The organism is Paraflavisolibacter caeni (assembly GCF_025628885.1).
In the GTDB taxonomy this organism is placed as follows: Bacteria; Bacteroidota; Bacteroidia; order Chitinophagales; family Chitinophagaceae; genus Flavisolibacter; species Flavisolibacter caeni.
The window spans coordinates 101926-114496 of record NZ_JAOTIF010000018.1 but is presented as its reverse complement, the minus strand read 5'-3'; the positions used below and the strand labels follow the sequence as shown (position 1 = coordinate 114496).

General features: G+C 44.3%; 8 protein-coding genes. 7 read left to right on the top strand and 1 reads right to left on the bottom strand.

Going from position 1 to position 12571, the window contains the following annotated elements; translation table 11 throughout:
* The first annotated feature begins 69 nt into the window (after window positions 1–69).
* From OCK74_RS18895 to OCK74_RS18870, 6 genes are all read left to right on the top strand, one after another.
* On the top strand, window positions 70–1023 hold the full coding sequence (locus OCK74_RS18895; protein ID WP_279298638.1) for a glycoside hydrolase family 43 protein: 954 nt from the start codon (window positions 70–72) through the stop codon (window positions 1021–1023).
* Window positions 1024–1624: 601 nt separating this feature from the next.
* Window positions 1625–3037, top strand: a complete 1413-nt coding sequence (locus tag OCK74_RS18890; protein WP_279298637.1) for a glycoside hydrolase family 28 protein — start codon at window positions 1625–1627, stop codon at window positions 3035–3037.
* Window positions 3038–3150: 113 nt separating this feature from the next.
* Window positions 3151–5076 (top strand): rhamnogalacturonan lyase, encoded by a 1926-nt coding sequence (locus OCK74_RS18885; protein WP_279298636.1) that lies wholly within the window; start codon window positions 3151–3153, stop codon window positions 5074–5076.
* A gap of 46 nt (window positions 5077–5122) precedes the next feature.
* Window positions 5123–5623, top strand: a complete 501-nt coding sequence (locus tag OCK74_RS18880) for an endonuclease V (RefSeq protein ID WP_279298635.1) — start codon at window positions 5123–5125, stop codon at window positions 5621–5623.
* Between the two features lie 14 nt (window positions 5624–5637).
* On the top strand, window positions 5638–7587 hold the full coding sequence (locus OCK74_RS18875) for a rhamnogalacturonan lyase (protein ID WP_279298634.1): 1950 nt from the start codon (window positions 5638–5640) through the stop codon (window positions 7585–7587).
* Entirely contained in the window at window positions 7584–8366 is a 783-nt protein-coding gene (locus OCK74_RS18870) for a rhamnogalacturonan acetylesterase (RefSeq protein WP_279298633.1), read from the top strand. Before OCK74_RS18875 ends, OCK74_RS18870 begins: the two co-directional genes overlap by 4 nt.
* Window positions 8367–8430: 64 nt before the next feature.
* Here the strand turns inward: OCK74_RS18870 and treS are convergent, their stop codons facing one another.
* Entirely contained in the window at window positions 8431–11754 is a 3324-nt protein-coding gene (gene treS / locus OCK74_RS18865; protein ID WP_279298632.1) for a maltose alpha-D-glucosyltransferase, read from the bottom strand.
* Between the two features lie 228 nt (window positions 11755–11982).
* On the opposite strand from treS, the gene OCK74_RS18860 reads away from it, so the two are divergent.
* Window positions 11983–12522: a hypothetical protein gene (locus tag OCK74_RS18860; protein WP_279298631.1), complete on the top strand. Its 540-nt coding sequence runs from the start codon at window positions 11983–11985 to the stop codon at window positions 12520–12522.
* Window positions 12523–12571 lie beyond the last annotated feature (49 nt).

The window sequence follows — 12571 nt, the reverse complement described above, 5'->3', positions numbered from 1 at the left end:
AATTATTGTAAATCTGACATTTTAAACATTTCTGTTGCATAGATTTGAACTCCTTTATCAACTCAAAGCATGAAAAAACGCGCAACTTTATTGACCCTTTTTGTATCACTGCTGTGCATGGCTGCATGGTCGCAGAGCAATGATAATGTCTACCTCTTTTGCTATTTCAAAGGCAATGGTGATGGCCTGCACTTTACATACAGCAATGATGGCTACAAGTGGAATATACTCTTCAATGACAGCATCGTACTAAAACCCACCGCCGGCAAAGACAAATTGATGCGCGACCCATGCATCATCCGCGGTGGCGACGGCCAGTTCCACATGGTATGGACGGTAAGCTGGAACGAAAGGGGCATAGGCTACGCTTCCTCTCCAGATCTGTTACACTGGTCTGAGCAGCAATACATCCCCGTAATGGAGCACGAGCCGGAAGCCCGCAATACCTGGGCTCCAGAGATCACTTACGATCCTAAAAAGAAAGAATATATGATCTACTGGGCTACAACCATTACCGGTCGTTTCCCGCTGATAGATACCGCTTCAGAAAGCAAATACAACCACCGCATCTATTATGTCACAACCAAAGACTTTAAGACTTACAGCGAAACAAAACTGTTGTATGAACCTGGCTTTAATGTAATCGATGCTACTATCTTAAAAGATGGAAAGCGCTATGTGATGTTCCTGAAAAATGAAACCCGCTACCCAGTAGAAAAGAATATCCGTGTAGCTACCGCCAAAAAGTTGAAAGGGCCTTACAGCGCTCCTTCAAAAGCCATTACCGGCAATTACTGGGCAGAAGGCCCAACAGCCATTAAAATCGGCAACCAATGGCTCGTGTATTTCGATATATACAGGGATCATGCCTACGGTGCTGTAACTTCCACCGATCTCGTCAATTGGACAGATATCTCTGACAAAGTTGAGTTCCCTAAAGGCACACGTCATGGAACCGTATTCTCAGTAAGCAAAAAAGAATTCGAAAACCTCGTTTCCGGCTTCCAGGCAAAGAGAGACTAGCTGTTGTTTCACGTATAACCAAATTCAAAAAAGCACAGGTGTTTTGCCTGTGCTTTTTTGCTATAATTCAGTTCCAATCAGCATCCACTACATCCTTTTCCTCTCCATTCTACTCCATGTTAATCCATGTATCCTTCGTAGATTCAGTATAGATTCAGTATACCTTCAGTATACTTAAAGTAGGGATAGAGTATTCCAACAGCATCCCTCCATTCCCTCCACTTACTCCATGCTGACTGTATGCCTACTCCATAGCTAAGCCGTACCATAAGTATACTTTAAGCGTATCTAAGCCGATGTTACCTCGACCATCCTTCGATCATCCTTCGACCATCCTTCGACTATCCTTCGACTATGCTTCGATCTGAATTGAGCAAATGCTCCTAAATAAGGGGAAAACAACCTGCTGGCAGAACGCCTTCAATGCCCTGAACGGAGGCAACAGGGCTGTGCCTAAAGATACAAAACCAGCCCCCACCTTCCAAGTTTTGCCCACCCCAACTCCAAACTCCAAAATCCCTTAACATTAATTAACAGGATGCCTCAGGATAGCTATCAACCTTGCCAGCCTTACCTTTCCCCATTCAAATAACCTTGACTCATGAAAGCTATCTTGTTTGCCAGCTTCCTGTTGCTAACCATTGCTCCTTCTTTTGCTCAAAAGCCAAATCTGGACTGGACGAAAAAGGTAGGAGCAAGGAAAAAGCCTTCTTCTAAAAAAGTATACTGGGTAAATAACTATGGAGCCGTTAGTGATGGCAAAACAGTTACTACCAAAGCCATTCAGGCTGCTATTGACGCCTGTGCCAGCAATGGTGGCGGTGTTGTTTCTTTCAAGCCTGGTGAATACCTCATGGGTTCTATATTCATCAAGAGCGGTGTGCACCTGAAAATAGATAAAGGAGTACTCATTAAAGGCAGCCAGGATTTTGCAGATTATCCTGAAATGGATACACGCATTGCTGGTATCGAAATGAAGTGGCCTGCAGCCCTCATCAACATCGTTGATCAAAAGAATGTGGCAGTGAGTGGCGAAGGTAAAGTAAACGCACAAGGCAAATTCTGTTGGGATAAATACTGGGCAATGCGTAAGGAATATGAAGCTAAGGGGCTGCGCTGGATCGTAGACTATGACGCCAAGCGCGTACGTACCTTCCTGGTACAATCCTCTTCTGATGTTACTTTGAAAGGTTTGACCTTCTCCAACGCTGGCTTCTGGACCGTACAGGTTCTGTACTCTGACCACGTTACTGTAGATGGCGTTACCATCCGCAACAATGAAGATGGTCACGGTCCCAGCACTGATGGTGTGGATGTAGATTCTTCCTCCTGGGTGCTGGTTCAAAACTGCGATATTGATTGCAATGATGATGACTTTTGCCTTAAATCTGGTCGCGACTGGGATGGCCTTCGTGTGAATCGTCCAACCGAGTATGTAGTGATCCGCAAATCTGTTGCCCGCAAAGGTGGTGGTTTGCTGACACTGGGTAGTGAGACCTCAGGTGGTATCCGGCATGTATTGGCTGAAGATCTGGTTGCTAAAGGTACCGGTAACGGCTTTCATATTAAATCAGCTACAACCCGTGGCGGTGTGGTAGAGGACATCTATTTCAGGAATGTAGTAATGGACAGCGTAGGCAATGCTTTCATGTACACCATGAACTGGAATCCTACTTACAGTTATTCCAAATTGCCTGAAGGATATACTTATGAAACGCTGCCTTCACACTGGAAAACCATGTTGCAAAAAGTGGAACCGGCAGAGAAAGGCATTCCGAAGTTCAAAGACATTTATGTTTCAAATGTAAAAGTGGCACAGGCTAAGAAAGCTATCAATGCTAGTGGACTGGAACAATCTCCTTTGCAGAACTTCAACTTCTCTAAAGTAGACATCAATGCGGCTGCTGCAGGTGATATTATCTATGCTCAACAATGGACATTGAAGCAGGTTAATATCAAATCAAAAGACAACAGCACTGTAAGTGTAAAGAACTCAAACGGCGTCAGCTTATAGAAATGAATGATCAGTAATGAATGATGAGTGCTCGTATTTATTCTGTTTACTCATCATTCATCACAGATCTTTCCTCTAATCGAAATCATTTTTAAATCGATTTGTTTATCATCATGAAAAAATCAATTCTACTCAGCCTCTCTTTTTTGACCCTCACCTCATTAACCGTATTTTCCCAGCGCCAAATGGAAAACCTTGACCGCGGCGTGGTTGCTGTCCGCGATAGTGAAGGAAAAGTATTTGTCAGCTGGCGTCAACTGGGTACTGAACCAGAGGATCTTGCCTTCAATGTATATAGGGCTTCAAGCAATGGAAAGGCAGAGAAACTGAACAAACAATCCATACGCACTACTACGAGTTTTAGAGATCTTACTGCCGATACTTCGCATCAATATGCCTACTTTGTAAAGACAGTTGTAAAAGGAAAAGAAGGCACTGCCAGCAAACCTTTTGCTTTAAAGGAAGGCAACCAGCCATATTTCTCTATACCATTGCAAACACCTGCAGGCTATGCCCCCAATGATGGTTCGGTTGGCGATCTGGATGGCGATGGTGAATATGAGATCGTATTGCACCAGGCCGGTAAGGGCCGCGACAATAGCCAGGCGGGTATCACGGATGCTCCCATTTTCCAGGCCTATAAACTGGATGGTACTTTACTCTGGACCATCAACCTTGGCAAAAACATTCGCGAAGGCGCTCACTACACCCAGTTCATGGTGTATGACCTGGACGGTGACGGCAGGGCAGAAGTAGCCATGAAAACTGCAGATGGCACTATAGATGGAAAAGGTAATGTAATAGGCGATTCCACTAAAGACTGGCGCAACGAGCGTGGTTATATTTTAGCAGGTCCTGAATATCTTACTGTATTTGATGGCCTGACCGGGGCTGCTTTATCTACAACAAGCTTTATCCCTCCTCGCCACCCTTCAGAATTGAACCCATCAACAGAGCAACTCAAAGAAGTTTGGGGTGATGGCTATGGCAACCGCGTGGACCGCTTTCTGGCAGCGATCGCTTACCTCGATGGCAAAACACCTAGCCTCGTAATGACAAGAGGGTATTACACCCGTTCAGTACTGGCTGCCTGGAACTTCCGCAATGGTAAATTATCCCACCTCTGGACATTTGATAGTGATGACAGCTCGGGTAAGAATCGCGCTTACCGCGGGCAGGGCAATCATAACCTGACGGTTACAGATGTAGATGGTGATGGTAAAGACGAGATCATATTTGGCGCCATGGCCATCGACGATAATGGCAAAGGGCTGTATTCAACTGGGCTTGGCCATGGTGATGCATTGCACGTCTCCGACCTGGACCCACAACGCCCCGGCATGGAGGTCTTTGATATACAAGAACGTTTTGATGATGCAGGTGCTTCTTTTCGTGATGCCAGGACTGGTGAAATCATCTGGAAGAAAGCATCCGTAAAGGCTGGTGAAGATGGCGAAGGCCCGGGCAGGGGTTTGGCTCTGGATATCGACCCTCGTTACCCCGGCTATGAATGCTGGGTTGCTGGTGCCGGTATTACTGGTATGTTTGACGCAAAAGGGAACAAGATTGCAGATAAGACTCCTGCGTGTAATATGGGCATTTTCTGGGATGGTGATGTGCTCAGTGAAATACTGAATGGAACTACGATTGACAAATGGGATTATGTGAACAGCAAAACACAAAACCTGCTGCAGGCACGCCAGTACAATTGTTTGCACAACAACGGTACAAAATCAAATCCTGTTTTATCTGCAGATATTTTAGGCGACTGGAGGGAAGAAGTGATTTACCGCACAGCTGATGCTAAAGAGCTGCGCATTTTCACTACTTCAATTCCAACACAGCACCGCTTCTATACGCTCATGCACAACCCTCAATACCGCTTGAGTATTGCCTGGCAAAACGTTGCATACAACCAACCGCCGCATACTAGCTTCTTTATGGGAGAAGGCATGAATAAGCCACCAAAACCCAACATTGTATTGATTCAGCCAAAGCAAAACAATGGTGTGGCTATCATGAAGGGAAGTAATAAGTGATGAATTTCACCATTCACCATTCACTATTGACCATTCACTATTGACCATGAAGATCGCCGTTGATGTATACTATCTTGATCATAGAGCCAAAGCTGTAGGGATAGAGTTTGCCAGTTGGAGCGATGCTGAACCACTGCAAACTTATATAGCAATGGTGGATGGCGTTGAGGCATATACACCCGGCGCGTTTTATAAGAGAGAACTACCCTGCATAATAAAACTGTTCGAGAAGCTGAGTCTTCAAAACAAAGATGTGATTGTGATTGACGGCTATACGGTTTTAGATGATGAGGGTACCTATGGATTAGGAGGGCATTTATTTGAAGTGCTGGAGAAGAGGATCCCTGTGATCGGTGTAGCAAAAAGAAGTTTCAAAGGAGTTTCAAAATATGTAAGAGAGGTATACCGCGGGAAGAGTGAACGACCATTATATGTGACAGCAATGGGTATGGATGTGGATGAAGCGGCAAACTGTATACAATCAATGCATGGAGCAAGCAGGATACCCGATTTATTGAAATACGTTGACAGAAAAACAAGAGAGTAAATAAAGAATTTCAAATGAAATTATGTAAGCTATCATTTCCATTCCTCGCGTTTGTGCTTTTGAATACAAACAGTGTTCAAGCGCAGCGTCTCATGGAGAACTTGAGCCGTGGACTCATAGCTGTCAGGCAAGACAATGGTAAAGTTTATGTTGGCTGGCGCTTGCTGGCATCAGAACCAGGAGAAACTGCGTTTGACCTTTACCGATCGGCCAATGGTAATACAGTAAAGCTGAATAATAAGCCAATTACTAACAATACAAACTTCATCGACAGTAGTGCCAACCTCTCTCTGGAAAATAGCTACTTTGTAAAACCCATAGTAAAAAACAAGGAACAAGCTAAGAGTAATGCTTTCATCGTAAAGGCCAATGCTCCTGCGCAACAATATTTGTCTGTTCCCATTCAACCACCTCCGGCAGGTGAAGTAACGGGCAGCAAATACACCTACACTGCCAATGATGCGTCGGTTGGTGACCTGGATGGTGATGGAGAATACGAGATCATTGTAAAGTGGGATCCCTCTAATAGCAGGAATCCGCCACAGACAGGTTTTACTGGTCCGCAGATCATTGATGCTTACAAAATGAATGGCACATTGCTGTGGCGTATCAACCTTGGAAAGAACGTGCGTTCAGGGGCTGCCTACACACAGTTCTTAGTCTATGATTTTGATGGTGATGGCAAAGCGGAGATGATCTGCAAGACGGCTGATGGAACAATCGATGGTACAGGAAAGATGGTTGGTGATTCTTCTAAAGACTGGCGCACTTATGGTGATTCCAAAGGAGCCATGTATGGTAAGGTTGCCAATGGTCTCGAATACCTGACTGTATTCAATGGCATGACCGGTGAAGCCATGGCTTCTGCAGAATATGTTCCTACCCGCTATCCACTGGATGGTTGGGGAGGCATAGGTGGCAATGGCGGCAATGACAATTCAGCCAGCCGTTCAGATCGCTTTACTGCCTGTGTGGCTTACCTGGATGGCAAATTGCCCAGTGCTGTAATGGTGCGTGGTTGGTATGGACGTTCTGTGTTAGCAGCCTGGGACTGGCGGAATGGTCAACTGACCCAGCGTTGGGTGTTTGATTCGAAAGACGCTAACAATCCTTATTCTGGCATGGGCAATCACAACCTCACAGTTGCTGATATGGATGAAGACGGCAAAGACGAAATCTGTATTGGTGCGATGACTGTTGATGATGATGGCAAAGGTTTGTACACAACAGGATTGCGTCATGGAGATGCTATTCATGTGAGCGATTTGGATCCTGCTCATCCCGGTTTGGAAGTGTTTGGGATTCATGAAACGGAAGAAAAGACAGAAGCTTTACATACACCTGGCGTAGCGCAGTTTGATGCCAGGACCGGTAAAATATTGTTCTCCTTAGCCCCCGGTGTGGATGTGGGCCGCGGTGTTGCAGCTGATATAGATCCTACACATGAAGGTTTTGAAAACTGGGGTGGACCAGGAGGATTGCGTGATGCAAAGGGTAGAACTATTTCAGCGCAAACACCTTCTTCTACCAACTTCGTGATCTGGTGGGATGACGACCTGACAAGAGAGTTGCTTGATGGCAATCATATTGATAAATGGAATTGGAATTCACAAACCACCAACCGTTTGCTCACGGCTGAGGAATGTGCATCCAATAATGGTACTAAAGCCACACCCTGCCTGTCTGCTGACTTGTTCGGTGACTGGCGCGAAGAGGTGATCTGGAGGACGAAGGACAATAAAGAGCTGCGCATCTACACAACCACCATTCCTTCCACCCATAAGTTTTACACATTGATGCACGACCCTCAGTACCGCTTAAGTATTGCCTGGCAGAATGTTTCCTACAACCAGCCGCCGCATACCGGGTTTTATTTAGGGGCAGGCATGAAGAAAGCACCTAAACCCAATATCAGCTTTAATCAGTCAAATAAATCACTAACAAAAACAGCAACAACTAAATGAGCAAGTTTGTCAAACCCTTATTAGTAATAGCTTTTATAGCTCTGACCTCTTTCACGGTCTTGATGTTAAAGCCAAAGCCAACACTGTATATCATTGGCGATTCAACAGTTCGCAACGGAGCTGGCACAGGTAGCAATGGACAATGGGGTTGGGGCAGCTTTATGGCCCAATACTTCGATACTACAAGGATCAGTGTGCAAAACCTTGCTATGGGTGGCCGCAGCAGCCGCACATTCATTACGGAAGGACGTTGGGATAAGATCATGGCCAACCTTAAAAAGGGAGATTATGTAATCATGCAATTTGGACACAACGATTCTGGCCCGCTGGATGATACAGCCCGCGCCCGCGGTACTATTAAAGGTATTGACACAGAGTCGAAAGAGATTTACAATCCTATTACAAAAAAGCAGGAAGTGGTATATAGTTACGGTTGGTACATGCGTAAGTATATCAATGATGCGAAATCCAAAGGGGCCACTCCCATTGTTTGTTCTTTGATTCCAAGGAACCAATGGGAGGGAAGTAAAGTGAAAAGAGCATCTGGTGACTATGGCAAATGGGCCCAGGAAGTGGCTCAATCAGAAGGCGCTTACTTTATTGATCTGAACAACCTCATTGCTGATGAGTATGATAAAATGGGCAGCGAAAAAGTAGCTCCTTTGTTTCATGGCGACCATACGCACACTGGTGAAGCAGGTGCTAAGATGAATGTCGCAATTGTAGTTGAGCAGTTAAAAAAGATAAATGGATTAGACTTGAAGAAGTATATGAAATAATGAATAATGAGTGAGCAGTAATGAGTAACTCACTCATTACTGCTCACTCATTATTCATTCCTCGCTATCCCAATATTGATTTGATAATCCGTATGGGTGCAATGATCTTATCCGGGTTGTTATTGATATTGTAGTTTAACTCAAGTAAAGATTTTTCCAGTAAATAAGTCTGCAACAACATTTCCAGGTCTTCTTTCTCTTTTGGAATAAATGTGCTGTCCTGAACTGTTTGCAGGTAAGCCTTAACAAAGAACCCGCCCATGTAGTGTGCCCATAAACCTGCAAAGGGAAGTATCTGTTGAACATCATCCTTCTGGATATGGGTGTTTTTTAAGAAGCCTTCATAAGCCACATAATGGAACGAAAAGTACATGGAAGCAACGTCGCGGAGCGGAGAGCGCTTCAGTCTTCTTTCGCTGTAAGCACGCGTAGGATTTCCGCCAAAGTCATTGATCGATAGATCCCTTCCTGAAAGCAATATCTTTCTTAAATGGTAGTTGTCATGAATGCGAATCTTAACTACATCCAACTTCCTGGCGTAAATCCTTTTTAGTTTGTTGAGTACATCATCCCGCCTGGCGAATATTTCCTCTGCTTCTCCTTTTATATGTTCAGGGAGCCGCTTAAGGTTCCTGCTGAGGCTTTGATAGGTTTCACGCACCAGCGATTGCATGGAAGCAAAAAGAGAACGTTGGTAGTGGAGGGAGAATTCTTCAGGTGCAAATTCTTTCAAACCAGTGTGTGAGGTTAGTGCAAGGTGCAATTCTCCAGTCCTCTCGCCGATCCACCGAGCCTGATCTGCAGCTGTCCCGCCAATAAATTCTTTCCGGTCTTCCGGAATTTGATCGAAGCTAATCGGATCAGTAAGACTTCCCTTTTTTTGGAAAGCAAGGGTGGATCTATCTCTTGCTAATATCCTTTCTATATAGTTGTTGATGCGTTCCAGCATAAAACTATATCCATCGCCATGGTTTTCGATCAACTCCTGCATCATGCCCAGAACAACAAAGTCCCTGGAGGGATCTCTATAAGCCGACCATTCAATGGCACCTACAAACGGTGGAATATGTTTGAATTTGGCTACTTCGGTAAGATAACGGGTGATTTCTGCATCCGGGTTGAGGCCCCTGTCTATTTTCCTGTACATCTGTAAGATAAAACAGTTACCATAAGTTATGGCAGTATGGGTAATTTCCGAATTATGAATTTTTGATGGTACTTCTGGTGCGTCTTCTATTAATTTTTTCATAGCCTCCCTGCCGTAAAATTTTATCTCACTTCTCTCAAACTTTATATTCTGAGCTTCGGCCATCCTGGTAAAGAGTACCTGCTGAAATTCAGTGGTGTATAATGCATCGCAAAGCAAGCCTTCTTCTTCGCCTACTTTTATTTGCGACAGAATGGCCAATGGATAACTTTCCGCTATACTTTTTGAAGCTGGTTCTTTTACAAATGTTACAGGAATTTGGTAAGCTTCTGGTAAACCACTTTCAAATGATACCTCTACCAGTAAGATAAAGGCATTATGTTGGCCCAGGGGCACAGCGGCTGAATAGGCAATGCGAGTACTCCGTATATTAGCCGGGATGCCTTTGAACCATTTTACTTTTCGTAGGTAATCCGGAAGAATGTTTTCCTCCAGTTCTGCCACCATGCTATTTTTCAAAAGGTCTTCCCATTGATCAATCTTCAGGGAAACCAGTGCTTCTTCGTGTTCTGCATCGCTATAAACTTTTTCCAGTTCAAACCAAAGGAAGGAATGAGGGCCCAGTGTAAAGAAATAAGGACTTTCTTCCTTGATAATGGGAAATTTGTTTTTACTGATCACCTCAACAGGTATATAGCCTTTAAATTCTTTGATGTCTAATTCTGCTGGTTGTGAATATTTTGAAAGGTTGGAGATGATCAACAATGTTTCTTTTCCATAAGTACGGGTGAAAGCCAATACTTTTGGATTTTCAACATTGATAAATTTCATATCTCCCCTGCTAAGCGCCTTATACTTTTTACGCATATTGATGATGCGTTTCATGAACCAGAATAGGGAGGACGTATTCTGACGCTGGGTTTCCACATTTACTGATTCATAATGATAGGCCGGGTCAAGTATTACAGGGAGGTACAACTTTTGAGGGTTGGTGGCAGAAAAACCTGCATTCCGGTCAGGAGACCATTGCATGGGCGTACGAACCCCATTACGGTCGCCAAGGTAGAAATTGTCCCCCATTCCTATCTCATCGCCGTAATAGATGACCGGGGTACCGGGTAAAGAAAATAGAAGAGAGTTCATGAGTTCTATTTTCCTGCGGCTGTTTTCCATCAGTGGGGCCAGCCGGTGTCGGATACCCAGGTTGATCCTTGCCTTGGGGTCCTTTGCATATACCTTGTACATATAATCCCGCTCTTCGTCTGTTACCATTTCCAACGTCAGCTCATCATGGTTTCTTAAGAACATGGCCCATTGACAGGTTTCCGGGATGGCAGGTGTCTGGTCAAAAATATCGGTAATTGGATAGCGATCCTCTCTTTGCAAGGCCATAAACATCCGTGGCATTACGGGGAAGTGATAGTTCATGTGGCATTCATCACCATCACCAAAGTAGGAAGCTGAATCTTCTGGCCACATATTAGCCTCTGCAAGGAAGGCTGTTCCGGGAAAATGTTGATCCATGTGCGCTCTTAACTTTTTCAGGAAAGCATGGGTTTCCGGCAGGTTTTCTCCATTGGTACCTTCCCGTTCAAAAAGGTAAGGCACAGCATCAAGCCTGAAGCCGTCAACGCCCATTGCGCACCAGTAGTCAATGATTTTAAAGACCTCTTCCTGCACCATGGGATTATCATAGTTGAGGTCGGGTTGATGATGGAAGAATCTATGCCAGTAATACTGTTGTGCTACCGGGTCCCAGGTCCAGTTCGAAGTTTCAAAGTCCTGGAAGATGATGCGCACATCTTTGTATTGGTTTGGGTTGTCCGTCCACACATAGTAATCCCTTTCAGGAGAATACTTGGGCGCTGTTCTGGCTCTTTGAAACCAGGGATGCTGATCAGATGTGTGATTGATCACCAACTCGGTAATCACTTTCAGGTTGCGGTTATGCGCTTCACTCAGAAACTTCTTGAAGTCAGCAATATTCCCATAAGATGGATTGATGGAGTAATAATCGGCAATGTCATAACCATCATCTCTTAAGGGCGAAGGGTAAAAAGGTAATACCCATACTGCCGTAATACCCAGTTCCTGCAAGTAGTCCAACTTCTGAAGCAGGCCTGTAAAATCACCTATGCCGTCTCCATTGCCGTCACAAAACGCTTTGATATGCAACTCATAGATAACTGCATCCTTGTACCAGTGAAGTTTATCGTCTAATACTGTTGTGTTTTCTGCCATGAGCCCTCATTAATTTAGGAGTAAGAAAATACCTCAGCTTTTCAGTTAAGGATCAATGCCCTTTCACCCTTCTAAAATATCGTGCCTTAATCCGTGAAGAGATCAATAATTGTACTTTATCTTCCAGGCATAATGGATAATAGGATGTTGTAACCGTATTACTGACAAGTATTCACGTTTTTTAACAAAGAATCATTTAACTTTCCCCATTCAATCAAATTCCAAATTATGAATGCAACAATTGCCCTTATGAAAAAAGCTGTGCCTAAAAGAATTGTTCTTTTTCTGCTTGCCGGCTTTATTTGTCTTTCTACAACTGCTGCCGTTCTTTTTGCCAATGCCGATCTATCTGGTGAATGGAAATTAAACGAGCAGAAAAGTGAGTTGGGTCAGTTTGGTGGCCGCATGGCAGCTCGTAAGCTGAAGGTAAGTAGCCAGGCTGATGCTATTTCTATCGAGCGTACTTCTGTTACGCAAAATGGAGAGGAAAGAACCACATCAGAAAAGCTGACGTTTGATGGAAAAGAGACTGAAACCACTGTTTTTGGAAACAACAAAAAGAAGTCTACTGCTAAATGGTCTGATGACGGTCAAACATTGAACATTAACTCCGTTATGGTTTTCGACCGCAATGGTGAGCAAATGGAAATCAAAGTAGCCGAGGCCTGGAAACTTACTGAAAATGGGCAGGTTCTTTCTGTTGAATCTACTTCTACCTCTTCACGTGGCACCAATACGTTGAAACTGGTGTACGAAAAAGCGAAGTAATGCTCAACAAGGTGAATGGTCGATGATTTTCAACATTGCCCATTCACCA

Coding starts and splice junctions, on each gene's coding strand:
- OCK74_RS18895 (WP_279298638.1), top strand. CDS start 70: ATGAAAAAACGCGCAACTTTATTGACCCTTTTTGTATCACTGCTGTGC.
- OCK74_RS18890 (WP_279298637.1), top strand. CDS start 1,625: ATGAAAGCTATCTTGTTTGCCAGCTTCCTGTTGCTAACCATTGCTCCT.
- OCK74_RS18885 (WP_279298636.1), top strand. CDS start 3,151: ATGAAAAAATCAATTCTACTCAGCCTCTCTTTTTTGACCCTCACCTCA.
- OCK74_RS18880 (WP_279298635.1), top strand. CDS start 5,123: ATGAAGATCGCCGTTGATGTATACTATCTTGATCATAGAGCCAAAGCT.
- OCK74_RS18875 (WP_279298634.1), top strand. CDS start 5,638: ATGAAATTATGTAAGCTATCATTTCCATTCCTCGCGTTTGTGCTTTTG.
- OCK74_RS18870 (WP_279298633.1), top strand. CDS start 7,584: ATGAGCAAGTTTGTCAAACCCTTATTAGTAATAGCTTTTATAGCTCTG.
- treS (WP_279298632.1), bottom strand. CDS start 11,754: ATGGCAGAAAACACAACAGTATTAGACGATAAACTTCACTGGTACAAG.
- OCK74_RS18860 (WP_279298631.1), top strand. CDS start 11,983: ATGAATGCAACAATTGCCCTTATGAAAAAAGCTGTGCCTAAAAGAATT.